The sequence below is a fragment of the Sinomicrobium sp. genome (assembly GCA_029266035.1).
Lineage (GTDB): Bacteria > Bacteroidota > Bacteroidia > Flavobacteriales > Flavobacteriaceae > Sinomicrobium.
Map to the genome: position 1 here is coordinate 79,557 of JAJUFH010000005.1, position 19,473 is coordinate 99,029.

At 41.1% G+C, this 19,473-nt stretch carries 17 protein-coding genes; 8 read left to right on the forward strand and 9 right to left on the reverse strand.

Going from position 1 to position 19,473, the window contains the following annotated elements; translation table 11 throughout:
* Positions 1 to 42: 42 nt before the first annotated feature.
* From ACYZZR_RS04685 to ACYZZR_RS04700, 4 genes are all read right to left on the reverse strand, one after another.
* Positions 43 to 1,530: a RagB/SusD family nutrient uptake outer membrane protein gene (locus ACYZZR_RS04685; protein ID WP_461532843.1), complete on the reverse strand. Its 1,488-nt coding sequence runs from the start codon at positions 1,528 to 1,530 to the stop codon at positions 43 to 45.
* 16 nt (positions 1,531 to 1,546) lie between these two features.
* A complete protein-coding gene (locus ACYZZR_RS04690; protein ID WP_461532844.1) occupies positions 1,547 to 5,065 on the reverse strand; it encodes a SusC/RagA family TonB-linked outer membrane protein in 3,519 nt (1,172 codons plus the stop codon).
* A gap of 189 nt (positions 5,066 to 5,254) precedes the next feature.
* Positions 5,255 to 6,223 carry a FecR family protein gene (locus ACYZZR_RS04695; protein WP_461532845.1) on the reverse strand — a complete coding sequence of 323 codons (969 nt, stop codon included), beginning with the start codon at positions 6,221 to 6,223 and terminating at the stop codon, positions 5,255 to 5,257.
* Between the two features lie 147 nt (positions 6,224 to 6,370).
* Positions 6,371 to 6,943 (reverse strand): RNA polymerase sigma-70 factor, encoded by a 573-nt coding sequence (locus ACYZZR_RS04700; protein ID WP_461532846.1) that lies wholly within the window; start codon positions 6,941 to 6,943, stop codon positions 6,371 to 6,373.
* Positions 6,944 to 7,277: 334 nt separating this feature from the next.
* On the opposite strand from ACYZZR_RS04700, the gene rplS reads away from it, so the two are divergent.
* The 4 genes from rplS to ACYZZR_RS04720 all read left to right on the forward strand — a co-directional run bounded on the left by rplS (position 7,278) and on the right by ACYZZR_RS04720 (position 12,636).
* Positions 7,278 to 7,628: a 50S ribosomal protein L19 gene (gene rplS / locus ACYZZR_RS04705; RefSeq protein ID WP_461532847.1), complete on the forward strand. Its 351-nt coding sequence runs from the start codon at positions 7,278 to 7,280 to the stop codon at positions 7,626 to 7,628.
* Positions 7,629 to 8,451: 823 nt separating this feature from the next.
* Positions 8,452 to 9,486: a PDDEXK nuclease domain-containing protein gene (locus tag ACYZZR_RS04710; RefSeq protein ID WP_461532848.1), complete on the forward strand. Its 1,035-nt coding sequence runs from the start codon at positions 8,452 to 8,454 to the stop codon at positions 9,484 to 9,486.
* A gap of 337 nt (positions 9,487 to 9,823) precedes the next feature.
* Positions 9,824 to 12,046: an NADP-dependent isocitrate dehydrogenase gene (locus ACYZZR_RS04715; RefSeq protein WP_461532849.1), complete on the forward strand. Its 2,223-nt coding sequence runs from the start codon at positions 9,824 to 9,826 to the stop codon at positions 12,044 to 12,046.
* Positions 12,047 to 12,255: 209 nt separating this feature from the next.
* Positions 12,256 to 12,636, forward strand: coding sequence for a DoxX family protein (locus ACYZZR_RS04720; RefSeq protein ID WP_461532850.1), 381 nt, complete (start codon positions 12,256 to 12,258; stop codon positions 12,634 to 12,636).
* Positions 12,637 to 12,693: 57 nt separating this feature from the next.
* Here ACYZZR_RS04720 and holA read toward each other — a convergent pair whose 3' ends face one another.
* A complete protein-coding gene (holA, locus tag ACYZZR_RS04725) occupies positions 12,694 to 13,698 on the reverse strand; it encodes a DNA polymerase III subunit delta (RefSeq protein WP_461532851.1) in 1,005 nt (334 codons plus the stop codon).
* Positions 13,699 to 13,782: 84 nt separating this feature from the next.
* Here holA and ACYZZR_RS04730 point away from each other — a divergent pair, with 84 nt between their 5' ends.
* The 4 genes from ACYZZR_RS04730 (at position 13,783) to ACYZZR_RS04745 (ending at position 16,673) form a co-directional block, all read left to right on the forward strand.
* Entirely contained in the window at positions 13,783 to 14,229 is a 447-nt protein-coding gene (locus ACYZZR_RS04730; protein WP_461532852.1) for a type I restriction enzyme HsdR N-terminal domain-containing protein, read from the forward strand.
* 73 nt (positions 14,230 to 14,302) lie between these two features.
* A complete protein-coding gene (locus ACYZZR_RS04735) occupies positions 14,303 to 15,304 on the forward strand; it encodes a glycosyltransferase family 2 protein (protein ID WP_461532853.1) in 1,002 nt (333 codons plus the stop codon).
* A 111-nt stretch (positions 15,305 to 15,415) separates the two neighbouring features.
* Positions 15,416 to 16,255 carry an OmpA/MotB family protein gene (locus ACYZZR_RS04740; protein ID WP_461532854.1) on the forward strand — a complete coding sequence of 280 codons (840 nt, stop codon included), beginning with the start codon at positions 15,416 to 15,418 and terminating at the stop codon, positions 16,253 to 16,255.
* 109 nt (positions 16,256 to 16,364) lie between these two features.
* Positions 16,365 to 16,673: a DUF6787 family protein gene (locus ACYZZR_RS04745; RefSeq protein ID WP_461532855.1), complete on the forward strand. Its 309-nt coding sequence runs from the start codon at positions 16,365 to 16,367 to the stop codon at positions 16,671 to 16,673.
* 14 nt (positions 16,674 to 16,687) lie between these two features.
* Here the strand turns inward: ACYZZR_RS04745 and ACYZZR_RS04750 are convergent, their stop codons facing one another.
* The 4 genes from ACYZZR_RS04750 to ACYZZR_RS04765 form a co-directional block, all read right to left on the reverse strand.
* Positions 16,688 to 17,089: a Fur family transcriptional regulator gene (locus tag ACYZZR_RS04750; RefSeq protein ID WP_461532856.1), complete on the reverse strand. Its 402-nt coding sequence runs from the start codon at positions 17,087 to 17,089 to the stop codon at positions 16,688 to 16,690.
* 90 nt (positions 17,090 to 17,179) lie between these two features.
* On the reverse strand, positions 17,180 to 17,620 hold the full coding sequence (locus ACYZZR_RS04755) for a hypothetical protein (protein WP_461532857.1): 441 nt from the start codon (positions 17,618 to 17,620) through the stop codon (positions 17,180 to 17,182).
* Positions 17,613 to 18,818, reverse strand: coding sequence for an ABC transporter permease (locus tag ACYZZR_RS04760; RefSeq protein WP_461532858.1), 1,206 nt, complete (start codon positions 18,816 to 18,818; stop codon positions 17,613 to 17,615). Before ACYZZR_RS04760 ends, ACYZZR_RS04755 begins: the two co-directional genes overlap by 8 nt.
* A complete protein-coding gene (locus ACYZZR_RS04765; RefSeq protein WP_461532859.1) occupies positions 18,815 to 19,441 on the reverse strand; it encodes an ABC transporter ATP-binding protein in 627 nt (208 codons plus the stop codon). The genes ACYZZR_RS04760 and ACYZZR_RS04765 overlap by 4 nt, the downstream gene beginning before the upstream one ends.
* Positions 19,442 to 19,473 lie beyond the last annotated feature (32 nt).

A 19,473-nucleotide genomic window follows, 5' to 3' on the forward strand; every position in this document is an offset into this window, starting at 1 on the left:
AAATACGGCGGCTTAGTAAAAATTAAGCTTAAATTTGTTCCGCTATAGCGGATTTTGGTCTATCTCTGGGTTGGCGTTAATTTCCTGTATTGGAATGGCCCATTGCCAACGACTATCATTAGCTTCTACTTCCCAAAGATTGTTGATTACACTTCCTACAGCATTGGTGCCGTTGCGATCAACTTTTCTTCCGAGGCGTTTTAAGTCAAAAAATCGGAAACCTTCTCCCCATAGCTCCATACGTCTTTGTATGAGAATTTCTTCGTAATAGGCCTCACCAGTAATAGAAAATCCGGAAAAATCTGGATCTCTGGCTTCTACGAGTTCTTCCAATATTGCTTTTGATCCAGGTTCATCTCCGTTTTGGTATTTTGCTTCGGCCTCTATCAGATACATTTCTGCAACTCTCATGAAAGGAACATCACCCAAACTAGATGCCGTAGATTCAGACAAAAACTTTTGGGAGGTATAGGGAAACTTGCTAAAGTTATCTGGTAGATTCAACTCTTCGTGCTCTCCGGTAGGATCTACCAGTTGTTTTCTGACATCACTATCAGGAAAAGCATCATACAAGTTGACATTCATGACCTTTGGAGCTTGTCTAATTTGGGTAGAATTGTAGTTTCTAGACATATAGGCGTGAAAGTTTCCAAAATAATCAGTTTGATCTTCACGTATGTGTACACCCCACATCCACTCCGGATTGGTATAATCGTTAAAGCCCATTTTGTAATCTTCTACAGACATCAAGCTATAGCCTTCTCTCGCCATCGCGGCATACTGTTCAGCTTTCAGGTAATCCTGCTGTACCAATGCCACACGAGCCATCAGTCCGCGAACGTTGCTTACTGAGAAGTGCGAATTATTGTCTTGGTCTGCATTTTCGAGACGCTTTTCAGCCTCCTCAAGATCGCTCCATATTTGTGCATAAACTTCTTCCACAGTAGCTCTTGGCTTAGGGTCTCTATCTTCGGGATCGGTCTGAATAAGCACTCCCTGATTGCTGTTATCGCCCCCCATCACATAGCGTTTACCGTAGGTTTGCACCAATTGAAAATGACCAAAAGCACGATAAGCATAAGCTTCTCCCATCACTTTTTCAAGCAATTCCTGATCACCTTCGGCGTCGCCTCCATTGACGATAATCAGGTTGGCATTTTTTATCATAGAATACCAAAAATTCCATGGATAGGCAGTATAGGTAGACGATTCATTATCGGTGTGTAACCAGCGTAGAATATCTCTAAACCAGCCATTACCTGTAGTTGGAAAAATCAAATCTTCCCCCATAACATCTGCATTGATGATTTGGGCAGTATAACCGTTTTGTCCCTGACTGTCATTCTGCCTTACATACATATTTCTATGCATACCATTGATGGCGGCATAGAGATTCTCCACTGTAGAGTACACGTCCTCTTCTTTGACAGAATCGGTAGGGTTTATATCCAGAAAGTCATCACTACACGAGCCGAGCATCAAACTGCTGAAAAATGCAATATATATAATTTGAAATTTATTTTTTTTCATCTTTCTGATTTTTGAGTTAAAATGCAACATTAAGTCCAAGCGCAAATATTCTCGATGGAGTGTACCTATAGGTAGTTGTTCCATTAAAGGACTGCGCTGGTTCTAATCCCTTTCTATCCGTAATGGAGAACAAGTTTTCTGCACTGAGATAAACTTTCAGGTTAGAAAGTCCTAAACTCTCTGTAAGGGATTGATCAAAATTATATCCGAGGGTTGCAGTCTTAAAGGTCAGGTAACTGGCGTCAGAAAGCCATCGTGAAGATTGTGCAGCTGCATCGACGGCATTTTCAGTACTCATAATTGGTACATCGGTTATATCACCTGGATTTTGCCAGGCTTTCAACATATCGGTATGCAGTGCATCACCTTCCGGATTAGAAAGCATCAGCATACTGTAATTGCTGTCGTATATCTTACCTCCGAGCTGATAGGTAAACAGGGCATTAAAATAGAACCTCTTATACGAGAGATCTGTGCTAAAATACCCTATAACATCTGGTATTGCAGATCCGGAATAGTCGTATTTGGCATTAGATTGATTTGTCGTAACCTTATTGCCATTGTCCATAACGCGAGTATCGGAATCATCAGCAATATCTGGGTCCTGCAAAAAGAGTGGAGCTCCATCAGAAGGGTCTACTCCATACCATTGTCTGAGCCAAAAATCGTAGATAGAACGACCTACTTTTAGCTTTTTTGTACCGTTAATAATTTCGTCTTGAGGCAATTTCAACACCTCGTTATCGTACAGTGAGGCCGACAGTCCGAGATTCCAGTTTACTCTGTTTTCGTCGTTGTCATTTCGAAGAATCTCAAAATTGAGTAAGAACTCCCATCCGGTATTTTTCATCGTTCCTATATTGGTAAAAATTCCATTACCTGGGTCTCCAGCTGATCCTCTTACCGGAAGTTCAAAAATCATATCTTTAGTCTTGCGATTAAAATACTCTACAGAACCACTCACTCTATTGTCTAAAATGGCAAATTCTACCCCTACATCAAACTGGTTGTTAGACTCCCAAGTAAGCATGGCATTTCCGGTTTGACTATAGTACACTCCCGGTTCGCCTACATTGAAATACGATCCGAGATTGTAGAGGTTAAGATCGGCTTGCCATCCAGGTTCGGTACCAATACCTCCATCGTTACCCACCTGTCCATAAGAAGTACGAAGTTTTAAGAAATCAAAGACATTGTTGTTGGCCATAAAATCCTCACGACTAACATTCCACCCCAATCCGGCAGACCAAAAAGTACCGTTATTACGACTATCAGAAAATCGAGAAGTTGCATCATTACGCACAGAAAGCGAGGCGATATACTTGCTGTCAAAATCGTAATTCAAACGAGAAAACCAAGATTCTTTAGTCAGCTTTCTATTGTAGCTATTATTGCTGGTAGTATTTAAAAAGTTAGCAAATTCGTATATGCCATCAACCACCTGATCTGTCTTTCTGGCGTATTCGTAATCATAACCGTATTCAAACGATTCGTGACCTACTAATATATCGAAGTGGTGTCTGTCAAAAGACTTGCTGTATTGTAACAATTGGTTAAAGGTTACACCTGTATACTTGTATTTAGTATGTGCCAAGGCTCCGGTACCGGCTGCATCACCAATCACTTTATTTTGGTAATAGCTCCTTTTTTGATTGCGAATATCGTATGTCGCATTGGTGGTAAACACCAGATTTTCAGCCAAGGTAAACTCTGCAAAAGCTCGAGACATTATACTGTTTACCTCAAAGTATCTTCTGTTTAGCAGGGTTTCCTGTATCACATTCCTCCCTGAACTGGCTCCTGCTCCTCTACCTCTGGTATCTACACCGTCGTATGCCGGATTTCCGTACAAGTCCATTACCATGTTTCCGTTCTCATCGTAGAGATAGGGAGAGTAAATTGGTCCCATTCCACGAGAAAAGTAAAAGGGGTTGATATAGGACGACGAACCTTCGTCTTCGGCCAGATTGCTATGCGAAGAGTTACCGTTGATAGACACTCCGAGTTTCAGCCAGTCTGTTACCTGTCGATCTGTCGAGACTCTTGCCGTATAACGTTCGAAGTCGGATTTGATGACATATCCCTCTTCGTTGTTGTAAGAGAAAGAGCTGAAGAAATTCCCTTTTTCGGTGGTATTTCCATAGCTGAGATCGTATTTTTGAACGATACCTGTACGGGTTAGCGGACCTTCCCAATCAAAGTTGTCGTACAGCATGGATGCTTCGGGATTTAGTGCCCCATCAATAATTAGCTGATCGTCTGGAACATTGTAAATATTGTTTTGAAGATTTCCGGAGATCAGTTCTGAGGAAGCATAAGCGTTTGCTTCTTCAAGTGTTGCATCATCTTCACTCTGAAGATAACCATTCCTCATAGAATTCCAGGTGAGCTTATAGTAATCTTCGGGTCCTACCCTGTCGTATTGTTTAATACCTCGGGTAACCACTCCCGTATAGGCGTTAAAATTAAAAGTCCCTTTTCCGCCTTTTCCGCCTTTTTTAGAGGTAATCATCACTACCCCGTTTGCTGCAGCTGCACCGTATAGTGAGGTTGCAGAAGCGTCTTTCAGCACGTTGATAGAAGCGATATCATTGGGGTTAATATCAGCGAGACTACCAGAAAAAATGGCTCCGTCAAGAATGTATAGCGGCTCGTTGGAAAGATTGTAAGAAGAGACTCCTCTCACCCTTACACTGAGACCTTCACCAGGTTGTCCGGTAGAGGTTGCTACCTGTACCCCAGGAACATTACCATCCAAAGATTTGGCCACGTTGGTAAGCGGTCTGTCTTCTATATGTTCTGTACTAACTACTGCAGAAGCACCTACCATGGTCTCTTTTTTCTGAGTACCATAAGCCACAACAACAACTTCTTCCAGCTGCTGAGCATCTTCTTTCATAGTTACATCTATTACATCCGAACTTCCTACGGTCATCTCTACCGTTTCCTGCCCGATATAGGTAAATACAAGTACCTGCCCTTCAGTGGCAGCAATGGTATAGTTTCCATCAAAGTCGGTTTGAGTCCCCACAGTGGTTCCCTTTACAACCACATTAACTCCAGGCAATGGCAGTCCGTCTTGATCGACCACCGTACCGGAAATTGAGGCTTGAATTTCGGCTTGAAGGTCAGAACTTCTGACCGACAAAGAGGGTACAGGCTGAAACAACATCCCATTTCCAGATGTCTTTTCATTCCTTCGGATAAATTCCTCCATCATCTTAGCCATACTCTCATCCCCGCGAGGATAGAGTACAATTTGATCTTTTACCTTTTTGAAATCTATATCCGTATGTTCAAAAAGCTCTTTTAAAACCTCGTCCAGATTTCTTTTTTCCGCAGCAATAGATACCAGTATAGTCTCATCCACCAACAAATTGTTGTAAAAGAAATGGTATTCTGTCTGTTCTTCTATGCTGGCAAGTACATCAGAGAGTTTCTGATCTTCTAGTTCAAGTGAAACCACCTGTGCTTTGACATTGGTGGCAAGAAGTTCACCGAGTGTAAAAAACGCCAATAAGGCATAAATTTTCATGATCCTGACAATTTGGGTTGGAAAGATCTTTCCGGGATATGGGCATACTCCTCCCCCCAACAATTTTAGACAATTGTTTTTTTTCATACTTTTACGTGATTTTGGCGTCAGACAACGCTGATTTCTACTAATTTACTACCTATGGAGAAGGTGTTGCAGCACCTTCTTCATTTTTTTAAAAAAATGTTCTTATCGTCTGTTTTTGTATAAAATTATTTCACCTCCTTTCTTATCAAAACTTATAGACGACGATATCCGAAACACCCGAAGCACCTCCTCAACACTGAGGTTGTCAAAGGTTCCGGTAAACAGATTATCGTACAAACTGCTATCGTCAACTCTAAAATGGACATCGTATTTGCGTTCTAAATCTTCAAGTACATCTTTAAGCGGAGTTCCCTTAAACACCAGTTTTCCCGATTTCCACGACACTGCCTCTTCTACAGATATATCCCGTATGTCGAGCTGTTTTTCGCTGCGGTCAAATAATGCCGTTTGCATGGGTTCTAGTATTATCGGCTTCATATTGTTGTTTTCCAGCTTAACACTCCCCTCTACCAAGGTGGTCTTAATCTCGCTGTCATTGCGATACGAACGCACGTTAAACGAAGTTCCCAACACCCGTACATTCATCTCTCCGGCATATACTACAAAAGGTCTTTGTTCGTCTCGTTTCACTTCAAAATAAGCCTCTCCTATAAGATGTACTTCTCTAATACTGTCTTGAAATTCTTTGGGGTAGCTCAACTCACTGTCTACATTGAGCTGAACTACGGTGCCGTCGGGCAAGGTTACCGTCCTACTCACTCCCCTTGGAGTTACAGCTCTTACCAACTGTCCATCACCCCCATCAAAAACATCGAGAGTGTCGGGTTTCAACACTCCAAACAATAAAACACCAATCAGTAATACCGCCGCTGCACCAAGAGTTTTCTGTATGTCGGTAGGTTTAAAACGTCTTGTGGCTCGGTTTACCTTTTGATACGACTTGATAGTATCCAGACTTTTGGAGTTAAATTGTGAAGCACTGTATCGCGCTACAAGCATATTGTAGTGCTCTTGGTTTGCTTCCGATCTCCGAATCCAGTTTATAACCTCAGACTTTTCTTTACCAAAAAGCTGACCTTTGACAAATCGGATCAGTATCTCGTCATCCATTTTTATTGTTTATTTAAACAACTGTTAAACCTGTATTAATAAGACGTTAAGAAAAGGGTGTACCCTGAGTTTTTTTTTGATTTTTTTAACTCAAAACACACAACACACTGAATACTAGGTCTTTTTACAGTAAAATATTTAGTGCAGTTATAACAGGCATGAAAGAAATTCACGTAGATGGAGCCTCATATGCTTGAGAGCTTTGGTCATATGGCTCTCCACAGTTTTTACGGAAATATTGAGTTCTTCGGCCGTTTGTTTGTAGTTTCGTCCTTCCAGTTTTGTCTTTACGAATACTTTTTTACAGGTTTTGGGAAGTAGTGCTACGGCATCAGATATTCTTTTTTTCAGCTCTTCTTCCAAAAGTTCAGAAGCTCTTTCGTCTTGAAGGGCTTTGATGCTTATGTATTGTTCTTTCAGTTTATCTTCATCCTCGATAGAAATCACTTTCAGTGGTTTTCTCAAAACATCCATACATCGATTTTTAACCATCTGATAGAGATATCCTCCTACGTTTCTTTCTATATTGAGCTTTTTTCTTTTATCCCATAAATTCACAAAAACTCCTTGTACAATTTCTTCCGCTACATAATTGTCCTTGCAATAAGACTTCGCAATGACGTAGAGATTGTTGGCATACAAATGATACAAAGTCTCAAAAGCCTTCCTATCGCCTTTACTCACTTTGTATAATAAGTCATTTGTCTCGCTAATGTTCAATGTACAATAGTTTTTTATTAATCATAAAATTACAAAAAACTCTGTTTGGCTGGTGTTGTGGAGAAAGCAAAGTTATGAAACTGAATACTTCTTTGAAAACACTGCAATAAAACACCTACTGATAAAAGTGTAAAACATTTATCGCTCACCCGCAAAGTAAATTTTGCCTTACAAGATGGCGCTTGCAAACACAAAAGGTTTTAGATGCAATCATACTTCAAAAACGATTTTGTAAAAATAAAAGAAATATTTAAATTTGCAGCCAATTTCAAATCAACCTCTGGCGAGGGACGTGAATGTTGGTTCGAATTAATTGTTTATAAACACTTTAAACATGGAAGATCTTGTAAAGTTTGTACAGGACGAATTTGTAACCCGAAAAGATTTCCCTGAGTTTGCTGCAGGAGATACTATTACAGTGTACTACGAAATCAAGGAAGGTGAAAAAACACGTACTCAGTTTTTTAGAGGAGTGGTAATTCAGCGAAGAGGGAGCGGAGCTTCTGAAACCTTTACCATCCGAAAAATGTCTGGTACTATAGGCGTGGAACGTATATTCCCTGTGAATATGCCTGCCTTACAGAAAATTGAGGTAAACAAAAAAGGTAAAGTACGAAGAGCTCGTATATTCTACTTTAGAAATCTCAGAGGTAAAAAAGCGAGAATCAAGGAAATCAGAAAATAATTTCCTTTTTAGCTCAAAAAGACAAAAGAGACCGTCTAATTTTTTTTTAAGGCGGTCTTTTTTTGTTGGGTTATTGTGAGAGAGCTCAATGTCATTCAGATCGGAGCCATAGCGGAGTGATGAATCTCCAACCAAGATCAATGAATCTTTAGAAGAACAAGAATTCTACATCTCCAAGTCTCCGCGTCAACAAAACCCTTCCTTCATTTTGTCTTGATACAAAACGAAGCAAAAAATCAAGAAGCCTTTAAGGAAATTTCCCCAGCTATCGCGGGGAACCAGCTGAATTCTCGCTCCACGCTACTTTTGCTATCGCAAACGCGATTCCGCGGGAATTCAGCTTATTTCTGAAAAGGCTTCGAACTTGGGAATAATCGGAATGTCAGCACTTCAAAACGAAAAACAAAAGCACAGAAAAACGATAAAAACACTACGAACCACCAACTAATCGACTACCTCATGTCTCCTAATCTCCTCACCTCCGCGCCTCTCCATCTCCAAGTCTCCGTGCCAACACATTCCCTTCCTTCATTTTGTCTTGACACAAAACGAAGCAACACACTTAAAAACAATAGTCTACAAGAAAACAATGGAAAAGGATTTGACGGAAAAACTTCGTTTGAAATAACAAAAAGTTTGATTAATAACTATCTGACTGCAGACTACAGAAACAATTTCAAAAGGCTATGAATGCTTATTAAGCCAAACAATTCTAGTATTTAATATTGAATAATTTTCCGAAATAAAACTTAAAACACAAAGTTTTCTTATTATTATAACAGGGCCTTTTCGTTATATTTGTGAAATCAGATTTCCAGAAAAAGTGAGTGTTGAACAATCAAAATATACCGAACTAATTAACGAAATTGGCACTTTGCTACAAAAAGGCAGAGAGCAGGTTGCTCATTCTGTAAATACAATTTTAGTGCAAACATATTGGTTAATCGGCAAACATATTGTTGAGTTTGAACAAGGAGGAAAAGAAAAAGCGGATTATGGCAGTCAACTTTTAGACCAACTTTCCAAAGACCTTTCGAAGCAATATGGGAAAGGGTTTAGCCGTTCCAATGTATTTCAAATCAGACAGTTTTATTTGCGTTTCTCAAAAATCCAGACGCTGTCTGGACAATTTGAAAGCACTAAATACCAATCAAAATTAAGTTGGAGCCACTACATTGAAATCTTAAAAGCAGATAGCGACCTTGAAGTCAGTTTTTACATCAAACAATCTGAAAAAGAAAATTGGAGCGTTCGAGAACTCAAACGACAAATGAAAAGTATGTTGTTTCATCGTTTGGCTTTGAGCAAAGATAAAAAAGGAGTTTTGGAACTTTCGGAACAAGGACAGGAAATTCAAAAATCGGAAGACATTTTGAAAGACCCTTACGTATTGGAATTTTTGGACCTTCCCGAAAATTTTCAATACCTTGAAGGCGAATTAGAAGAAAAACTGATTTCTAACTTGCAAAATTTCTTATTGGAACTTGGTAAAGGTTTTACGTTTGAAAAACGACAATACAGAATATCAATAGGTGGAAAACACTTTTACGTTGATTTGGTTTTCTATCATCGTATTTTGAAATGCTTTGTTCTGATAGACTTGAAACGTGGTGAAGTAACACATCAAGACGTTGGACAAATGAATTTATATCTCAACTATTTCAGAAAAGAGCAAAACACAGAGGGCGACAATCCACCAATCGGAATTGTTTTAGGAGCTTCAAAACACAACATTTTAGTAGAATATGCCACCGAAAGTATCGGCAATCAATTGTTCATAAGCAAGTATCAACTTTACTTGCCAGACAAAAAACAGCTAGAAAACGAACTGAATAAATTGTTAGACGAAAACTATTAAAAAACCAGCCCATAACAAGTTAACCGTTGCACAACTCCAATTTTCAGGAAAAGAATCATAAAACAGACTTCGTTTAAATCTTTTTAGGAGAGGGTTATTGGGTTAATGAGTGATAACGAATCACCGCGTCTCTTCACCTCTAAATCTCCTCCTCTCCAACTAACCAACACCTTTATATCATTCTACCCTTATCGTATTCTCCTTTGTCAATTTGAAAATATTTACTTGCTTTTTTTGAATTTTTCACTTCGTCCTCTTTTACATTTTAATCGTATATTTGCTACGCTTTAAAAGCGTTGAACGCATATTGTCTTACACAAAATCACCTTTTAAAATCATGTCGAATACACCCAAGATAATCTACACAAAAACAGATGAGGCTCCTGCCCTGGCTACACGTTCTTTATTGGCCATAATTCAATCGTTTACAAAGTCTTCCGGCATTGAGATCGAAGTCAAAGACATCAGCTTATCCGGACGTATACTGGCTGCCTTTCCCGATTTTCTCACCGAAGAACAGCGCGTAAACGACGCTTTGGCAGAATTGGGAGCACTTGCCAAAACTCCTGAAGCCAATATTGTAAAACTCCCCAATATCAGTGCTTCGATACCACAGCTCACTGCTGCCATCAAAGAATTACAAGACAAGGGATTTGCCATTCCCAGCTATCCCGACGATCCTCAAAACGAGAGTGAAAAAGAGATCAAATCGCGCTACGACAAAATAAAAGGTAGTGCTGTAAACCCCGTATTGAGGGAGGGTAACTCCGATCGTAGGGCTCCAAAAGCTGTTAAAAACTACGCCAAAAAACACCCTCATTCTATGGGGGCTTGGACGGCATCATCTAAATCTCACGTAGCCACTATGAGCGAGGGAGATTTTATGCACAACGAAAAATCGCACACCCTATCTCAAGATGATACGCTTACCATAAGCCTGAAAAAGAATGACGGCAGTGTGCAAGTACTCAAAGAAGGGCTTTCCGTATTAAAAGGAGAGATTGTAGACGGCACGGTGATGAATCGAAAAGCGCTGATTGCGTTCTTACAGCAACAAGTAGAAGAAGCAAAAGCGCAAGGCGTACTGTTTTCACTACACATGAAAGCCACTATGATGAAGGTTTCCGATCCTATCATCTTTGGCCATGCAGTACGAGTATTCTTTGCCTCTGTATTTGAAAAATACGGTGCATTACTGGAAAAAGTCGGCGGGGACCCCAACAACGGTTTGGGCGATATTATAGCCGCAGCAGAAAGCCTCGATGAAACCGACAGAAAAGCAGTACTCGCGGAGATAGAAAGCTGTATCGCCAATGGTCCGGATTTGGCTATGGTCAATTCCGATAAAGGAATTACCAACCTCCACGTGCCTAGCGATGTCATCATAGATGCTTCTATGCCTGCGATGATAAGAAATTCCGGACGCATGTGGAATGCCGAAGGAAAAACAAAAGACACCAAAGCGGTAATTCCCGACAGCAGTTATGCCAGTGTTTACGAAGAAACTATAAACTTCTGTAAAGAACACGGCGCTTTCGATCCCACCACTATGGGTACTGTTCCCAACGTAGGACTTATGGCTCAAAAAGCTGAAGAATACGGATCGCACGACAAGACTTTTGAAATCGCGGCAGATGGTACAGTAGAAGTCACCGATGCATCTGGTACTGTTATCATGTCACACAAAGTAGAACAAGGTGATATCTGGCGTATGTGTCAGGCCAAAGACGCTCCTATACAAGACTGGATAAAGTTGGCCGTAAACCGAGCCAGGGCAACACAAACCCCTGTGGTTTTCTGGTTGGATGAAAATCGCGCACACGATGCCGAACTCATCAAAAAGGTAAATCAATACCTTCCAGAACACGATACAAGCGGATTGGACATACAGATACTCTCTCCTGCAAAGGCCACGAGATATACGCTGCAACGTCTAAAAGCGGGACAAGATACCATTTCGGTAACAGGAAATGTACTGAGAGATTACCTCACAGACCTCTTCCCTATACTCGAATTGGGTACCAGTGCAAAAATGCTTTCCATCGTTCCCCTGATGAGTGGAGGCGGACTGTTTGAAACCGGAGCCGGCGGATCTGCACCAAAACACGTAGAGCAATTCCTCCAGGAAAACCACCTGCGTTGGGATTCACTCGGAGAGTTTCTCGCCCTTGCGGTTTCTTTAGAGCACCTCGGAAATAAATACGACAATCACAAAGCTATTGTACTTGCCGAAACGCTGGATATCGCCACCGAAAAGTACTTGGAAAACGACCGTTCACCCTCGCGTAAAGCAGGTGAGCCCGACAACCGTAGCAGTCATTTTTATCTGGCTTTATACTGGGCACAGGCTCTAGCTGCACAGGATAAAGATAGTGAACTCAAAGCTGAATTCGGTCCGATAGCCAGCCAATTACAAGACAAAGAACAACAAATAGTGGACAGCTTTAACAACGTACAGGGCAAGCCCACAGATATAGGTGGATATTACCTACCCGACGAAGCTCTGGCCAACGGCGCTATGCGTCCTATAGAGGAATTTAACAAGATATTGGAAAAATAAAAAGTATAGCTTGTAGAGCTTTGAGGAAGCGACTGCCTGAAAATTTCCGGGCAGTCGTTTTTTTATCATATATTACTGTCACTATAAAAAATGAGGCGATATTCCATATATTTTCCTACTTTAGCAATACAACTCGTTGCGGATTATTTCATTGAGGCAAAAGGCCACAATTAAAAACGAGTTTATCACTAAGACATAAGATTTATACTATGAAAAAAAGTAACCTATCTAATATCGGTCTCGCACTGCTTCGTATCGTTCCCTCTGTATTGCTGATGACACACGGCTTCGGCAAGGTACAAATGTTGTTTCAAGGAGGAGAGATACAATTTCCTAATCCCTTAGGCTTGGGTACAATCCCTTCTCTCGTTCTCGCCTCACTGGCCGAATTTATAGCTCCGATATTTATCATACTCGGCTTTAAGGCAAGATGGGCGTGTATCCCGGTTATTATCACTATGGCCACTGCATTTTTTATCGTTCACGGTAACGATGCACTTCAAATCAAAGAATTGGCATTGGCATATCTCACTGTCTTTGCCAGCATCGCACTTTGTGGTCCGGGAAAATTGAGTATAGACGGGAGGTAACAAAAGTATATCACCGATGAAGAATTACTGGCTTTCCTCACATCTATACAATAGCAATCAATTCATAATTTTCACGAGTAATTCCTTGAGCAGATCAGATTGCGGCATATTGGCGGCTCCTACTCCTTTTCCTTTCATGTCCAGTTCCCGCAATGCCGTTACTGCTGCACTTACTCGCTTCATAGGGTAATTTCTCGCGGCGATTTCATATTCTTTTACAAAATAGGGATTGATTCGCAATACCGATGACGCATTTTTAGGTGATTTGTCGCTAAGTCCGTGATACTGCAGCAACTGTGAGAAGAAGTTAAACAGCAAAGATACCGTAACCACAAAAGGATTGTCTTTAGTGTTCTGTCCGAAATAGTTAATAATTCTCGTCGCCTTGACCACATCGCGCTCCCCTACTGCCTTCCGCAATTCGAAGTTGTTGTAGTCTTTGCTTATTCCAATATTTTCTTCTATATGCAAGGGAGTAATCTCCGTATCTTTAGGTAATACCAACTGCAGCTTGTCCAATTCGTTATTGATCTTTCCGAGATCGGTACCGAGAAATTCTACCAGCATCGACGCTGCCTTAGGGCTTATACTGTAATTCTTACCGGCGAGTACTCGTCGTATCCAGTCGCCCACCTGGTTTTCATAGAGTTTTTTACTCTCAAACAACACTCCGCTTTTCTTCGCGGCCTTATACAGTTTTTTGCGTTTGTCTAAGGTTTTATACTTATAGCAAATAACCAATACTGTAGAGGGTTGCGGTTGTTCGGCATATGGAGCGAGATTTTCAATAGTACGGGAGAGCTCCTGAGCTTCTTTTACAATCACCACCTGTCGCTCTGCCATCATAGGGTATCTCTTAGCCGCTTCTACGATATCCCCAACGCTCACGTCTTTGCCGTACATCACCATTTGGTTGAATCCCTTTTCTTCTTCGGCGAGTACGTTGTCTTCTATAAATTCGGCTATTCGATCTATGTAATACGGTTCTTCCCCCATTAAAACATAAAGTGGTTTTATATTACCGGACTTGATCTCCGATACGATCCGTTTTACCTCTTCCATATTTATTGTTTGTTTAATGGTATTATCTTTCGGCTTTAGTTATATTTTCACCTCCAATTACCGATAACGCCCTATATTTGTCGTATGCAGTCTTTAAATTTTCCACAATACGACTTTCGCTTCAAAAATAGAGAAAATAAAACCTATATTTTTGATAGCATCCGTAAAAAATTCGTCCAACTCCAACCAGAAGAATGGGTACGGCAACACGTGGTTCAATTTCTAATCACCGAAAAGAACTACCCTGTCTCACTGATCAACGTAGAAAGGGAATTGCGGGTAAACGGTTTAAAGAAACGCTACGATGTTGTGGTATACAGTCCACTAGGAGAAATCACCCTTATTGTAGAATGCAAGGCCCCTTCGGTAGAAATCTCACAGCAGACCTTCGACCAAATAGCCAGATACAATCTCGCACTCAACGGACAATTCCTGATGATAACTAACGGAATCCGCCATTATTTTTGCCGAATGGATTACCAACAGGAAAAATATATCTTTTTGCCTGATATTCCCGTTTATAGTCGTTAATTTGCAACCTTGACCGATAAAATTACATACAGACGGCGTGTTCTCTGCTATTTTACATCGCCTAGCCTTAACTATGAAGACCGCTATTGTTATACTCAACTGGAATGGAAGATCGCTATTGGAAAAATTTATTCCCTCTGTATTACAGCACACTAAAGGGGCCGATATCTATGTGGCCGACAATGCTTCTACCGACGATTCTATCGCCTACTTAAACGCCAACCATCCCGAAGTCAAAATTATTCGAAATAAAGAAAACGGCGGATTTGCCAAAGGGTACAACGATGCTCTTCAACAGGTAGATGCCGACATTTATTGTCTGCTCAACTCCGATGTAGAAGTGACCCCAAACTGGTTATCTCCCATTTTAGAGATCTTTGAATCCGGAGAAGAGATCGCCATCGTCCAACCTAAAATACTGGATTACTACCGCAAAGATATGTTTGAATACGCTGGTGCTGCCGGCGGATTTATAGATATGCTAGGATATCCGTTTTGCAGAGGACGGCTGTTTCAAACCCTCGAACAAGATCTCGGTCAGTACGACGATAGCTGTGAGATATTCTGGGCAACCGGTGCCGCTATGTTTATAAGAAGTGAAGTGTTTCACGAGTTGAGCGGATTTGACGAAGACTACTTTGCACATCAAGAAGAAATAGACCTTTGCTGGAGAGCCAAAAACAAAGGATATGTGGTGTTGTATACCGGAAAAAGTCATATCTATCACATGGGAGGAGCTACCCTGAACAATATGAACCCGAGAAAAACCTTTCTCAACTTTAGGAATTCGCTATTCTCACTCACTAAAAATGCGCCTGCAATTCGTATTTTCCCCCTTGTTTTGGCACGTTTGTTGTTGGATGGAATTGCGGGTATACGTTTTGTGTTTCAACTAAAGTTCAACCACTGTTGGGCTATTGTAAAAGCCCATTTTAGTTATTATGCAAATCTGAAAAAAATACTAAAAAAACGAACTAAGAGTAATAAGACGGGGTATTATTACGTTATTAGGTCGGTAGTTTGGTCGTATTATATTGCCGGTATAAGAGTATACCCGAAATTGTTTAAAGATTAATAAAAACATCTTGAATAATAAGAAGATTTTAATACTTTTGAGGCGAATTTTAAACCGAATGAACGCAATCACAAAAACAGATCTGCTAAGGCAGGCATAAATTTTAAAAAGATGAAAAAAATAGTATTATTTGGAGCAGGTATTGCCATTTTCTTTTCTTCGTGCGTATCGCAAAAGAAGTATTCAGAACTAGAGGCAAAACAAAAAGAAACCCAAGACTTGCTGAATTCAGCTACAGTGAAATTGAATTCTTGTTTGGAGAGTAAATCGAGACTCGAAGCCGACAATCAAAGTTTGAGATCGGAAAAGAACGCACTTATCGACAATATGGGAAATCTGACCACCTTGTCTAAAAAAGGTGCTGAAAACCTAGAAAAATCACTGGAAAGTCTAAGAGAAAAAGACATGCGTATTCAGCGTCTTCAAGATGCTATGACCAAAAAAGACTCTGTAACCCTCGCTTTGGTTACCAGTTTGAAAGGTGTTTTGGGCAACCTCAACGACGAAGACATCGAAATCAGTGTTGAAAAAGGTGTGGTATTTGTTTCTATTTCAGACAAACTGTTGTTTAGAAGCGGAAGCTATACGGTAACCGACAGAGCTAAAGAAGTACTCGGAAAAGTGGCTACAGTAGTAAACAACAAACCCGATTTTGAGTTTATGGTAGAAGGTCACACCGACAATATGCCTATCAAACGCGCCGGTATAGAAGACAACTGGGATCTCAGTGTACACAGAGCTACTGCAGTAGTGCGCATATTGCAAAACGAATTTAACGTATCTCCTGAAAGAATGACAGCTGCAGGTAGAAGCTACTACATTCCCGTAGCCGATAACGACACCGCAGCCGGACGCGCTAGAAATAGAAGAACTCGTATCGTTGTACTGCCCAAATTGGATCAGTTTTACGGTATGATTGAAGATACTATGAAAGATATGTCTAAGAAATAATTAGACCTTTCTTACAAGGCTTTAGAAAAGGGCTGCTCGCATTTGAGCAGCCCTTTTTTTATGGTAATTAATGACTATCTTTGCTACAATATCACAAGTTTAGCTAAGCATGAACAGACTAAAAAAGCGCTGGGGGATCCATTCCAATATACAACTCTTCGTTATCATTGTGGTGTTTGCAATTACAGGATCTTCTTCCGCTAAGCTGTCCGGACCTCTACTCGAATTTTTACAGTTAGATCAAGACAGTATGCACAGTGCATTGTACTGGTTACTGCGCCTAGTACTTATTTTTCCCATATACCAAGTATTACTCGTGTTATTCGGGTGGCTATTTGGTCAGTTTGCCTTTTTCTGGAATTTTGAAAAGAAAATGCTAAGGCGTATGGGACTGGGGTTTATATTCGGAAACGAATAAAACCAAGTCTGTATTCAAGAACAATTTTCGCAGATACCACTCAACAACAAAGACGATTTTTTGACTACAAATCCTTTTGGAGTGTGTACCCCCGGGATCTCAGTATCGGGAAGACAATAGGTCTGATCGCAATTATCGCATTTAAAATGCACATGAGCCGCTTTGCCCTCTTGTAAGGTCAGAGCGTATTTAACTCCGCCACTACCGTCGTTTACCGCGTGGATTATCCCCTTGTCCTCAAAGCTGTTTAAAGTTCGATACACGGTAGATTTATCAAAGCCCTCTCCCAACTCTTCGCTGATATCGTTATAAGATATGGCGTGACTGCTGTTGAGCAACAACGACAAAATATCGATACGAGTGGTAGTCCGTTTAAGTCGATTGTTTTTTAAAATATGATCTATTGCTTTTTCCATACGTCAAATCGTCATCATCTGTGTCCGTGTCCATATCCTTCCCTATAAAAAATATGCTGTGGAATGGGAGGCGATGGACGAGCCATCCCCCTACAGGGCAAAACCGTTGGCATTTTTCAAAATGTAGTTACAGTGGTTTATATCGTTTACATTGAGCTCCAACACACCGGTAATGGTGACTACCTCGTCGGTCTTAAACTCAGGGGTTTCGGTAAACTTGATTTCAATTACCGATTCCGGTCCGCCACCACCACAGAAAAAACAAGAAGCCATAGGGTTTTGAGAGAGCATAAATATCCCATCTTCAGGCGACAGGTTTAGAAAATAGCCAGTTACAGAAATCTCTTTGCCCTCCAATGCTTTTACACTTTGTCCGAAAGTGGGTACCAGAAAATATCCATCGCTATCGTCGAAGTATTTTGAAGCAAACTCAACATCGGTCAGATCGTCCCAAGTCACTTCTTGCTGTGCCTGTGCGCTACACAAGCCCCACAATAACAATGCTGTACTGTATATTATTTTTTTAATCATCCTCAGATAAAATTTTAGACACATTCAGATAAAAGACCGGCACTGCGGCCAATACCGTAGCAAATATCGTCAATATTACGGTAAAAATAAACAAAAACACCTCCTCTTTCATTATGCCTGCACTCCCTAAAGCATAGCGGTAACTCTCTTCTACATAACTGCCGAGTACGAACATTCCCAGTCTGCTGAAAACAATGCCTGCCAGAAAACCTACAACACCGATTAGCAGTCCTTCTACCACTACAGCCAACAACAGCTGTCCTCTCGATGCCCCGTAGGTACGCAACAGTGCCATTTCGTATTTTCGTTCCCTCACCGCCTTGTAGAGATTCACAAAAATGCTGATACCCGATACCAACATAATTACCCCGGCAATAAACGCAATAGCCCTGCTCCCTGCACTCAGCAAAGTGGTAAGCCTTTCAATCTCGTAATTGGGCAAGGCGGCCTGCATATTGGTGTTGTCGTTTATCATTCGCGGCAAACTTACCATCCCCATAGGATTTTTAAATTTGATAAGCATAGAGGTAATCTCTCTATCAGCGTCAGCAATTGGCGCTTGCTCGCGATGCTCTTCTCCGTGATCGTGTACCATCCACACACTTTGTAAATCACAAATAATCAACTGGTCTGCCACTGTATTAGTGGGCTTAAGTATCCCCACTACAGTAAAAGGATGGTGGTCGTGATGTTCCGCACTCTTGTCCATCAGTCCGTGTGAGCCCGAGAAAGTACTGCCTACTTCCAGCTGCAACCGTTCTGCGGCAAGAGCACCTACCACTACTTCAAGAGGTTTCTCCCATACACGTCCTTCCCAGATCTCTGCATGGTATAACTCCAAGAACGGCTTTTCGGTACCCAATATGCGATAGCCTTTGTAATTGTCGCCATAAGAAACCGGTATCCCTTGCTTTACCAGCGGATTTCGCACTATCTTTTTAGCTTTGGCAAAATTGATATTCCCGGTAGGGACATCTACGTGCAATACAGACGACAATACCAGTTGCAACGGGCTCCCCTTAGCTCCCATCACCATATCGATTCCTCTGATATTACCAGCCAGCTTGTTGTCTAGCTGTCGGGTTACCTGAAACATCAGCGAAATAAGGCCAATACTCAACAACATCAATACAATGCTAAGCAATGTGCTCAGCGGATTGGACAAGGCGTTTTTTATACCTAACTTATATATGTTCATAATCGGATACTATTGGAAAATTGAGAAGATAAACGACTATCGTGGGTAATTACCAGCAGGCTTGCTCCGGTTTGTTCGGCCTGCTCTCTCAGCAAATTGATCACTGCACTACAGTTCTTGTCGTCCAAACTAGAGGTAGGCTCATCTGCCAGAATAAGATCGGGCTTGTTTACCAAGGCTGCTGCGATAGAAACCCGCTGTTTCTGTCCCTCGCTTAAATTTGCCCCATAAGCACTCGCCTTATCGCCTATATTGAGTCGTTCCAGTATTTCCATGACGCCTTTGCGATCTTGTCCCACCCCGGAAAGATGTTGTATCAACAGTAGGTTCTCCACTACCGTAAGTGCTTTTACCAACCTAGATTTTTGAAACACTATGCCTATGTGTTGTCCCCTAAACTGGTCCAGTTTCCGCTGCGACAGTGTACTTATATCTGTCTCCCCTATTTGTATCTTCCCCTTTTGCGGACGAAGCAAGCCCGCCAAAAGGTGGAGAAAAGTGGTTTTCCCTACCCCCGACTCCCCTAAAATAAGGAGATAGCCGTGTTTGTCTATTGCTATATCGGGAAAGTCAAAGCTGTGTTGGTCGTCATATCCAAAACGGAGACCAGTGGTTTTTATCATAGTAGTACAAGGGTTTTATAACTGTCACAAAG

Excerpts from the sequence above, each read along its gene's own strand:
- ACYZZR_RS04685 (WP_461532843.1), bottom strand. The coding sequence starts at position 1,530 with ATGAAAAAAAATAAATTTCAAATTATATATATTGCATTTTTCAGCAGT.
- ACYZZR_RS04690 (WP_461532844.1), bottom strand. The coding sequence starts at position 5,065 with ATGAAAATTTATGCCTTATTGGCGTTTTTTACACTCGGTGAACTTCTT.
- ACYZZR_RS04695 (WP_461532845.1), bottom strand. The coding sequence starts at position 6,223 with ATGGATGACGAGATACTGATCCGATTTGTCAAAGGTCAGCTTTTTGGT.
- rplS (WP_461532847.1), top strand. The coding sequence starts at position 7,278 with ATGGAAGATCTTGTAAAGTTTGTACAGGACGAATTTGTAACCCGAAAA.
- ACYZZR_RS04715 (WP_461532849.1), top strand. The coding sequence starts at position 9,824 with ATGTCGAATACACCCAAGATAATCTACACAAAAACAGATGAGGCTCCT.
- ACYZZR_RS04720 (WP_461532850.1), top strand. The coding sequence starts at position 12,256 with ATGAAAAAAAGTAACCTATCTAATATCGGTCTCGCACTGCTTCGTATC.
- holA (WP_461532851.1), bottom strand. The coding sequence starts at position 13,698 with ATGGAAGAGGTAAAACGGATCGTATCGGAGATCAAGTCCGGTAATATA.
- ACYZZR_RS04730 (WP_461532852.1), top strand. The coding sequence starts at position 13,783 with ATGCAGTCTTTAAATTTTCCACAATACGACTTTCGCTTCAAAAATAGA.
- ACYZZR_RS04735 (WP_461532853.1), top strand. The coding sequence starts at position 14,303 with ATGAAGACCGCTATTGTTATACTCAACTGGAATGGAAGATCGCTATTG.
- ACYZZR_RS04740 (WP_461532854.1), top strand. The coding sequence starts at position 15,416 with ATGAAAAAAATAGTATTATTTGGAGCAGGTATTGCCATTTTCTTTTCT.
- ACYZZR_RS04745 (WP_461532855.1), top strand. The coding sequence starts at position 16,365 with ATGAACAGACTAAAAAAGCGCTGGGGGATCCATTCCAATATACAACTC.
- ACYZZR_RS04750 (WP_461532856.1), bottom strand. The coding sequence starts at position 17,089 with ATGGAAAAAGCAATAGATCATATTTTAAAAAACAATCGACTTAAACGG.
- ACYZZR_RS04755 (WP_461532857.1), bottom strand. The coding sequence starts at position 17,620 with ATGATTAAAAAAATAATATACAGTACAGCATTGTTATTGTGGGGCTTG.
- ACYZZR_RS04760 (WP_461532858.1), bottom strand. The coding sequence starts at position 18,818 with ATGAACATATATAAGTTAGGTATAAAAAACGCCTTGTCCAATCCGCTG.
- ACYZZR_RS04765 (WP_461532859.1), bottom strand. The coding sequence starts at position 19,441 with ATGATAAAAACCACTGGTCTCCGTTTTGGATATGACGACCAACACAGC.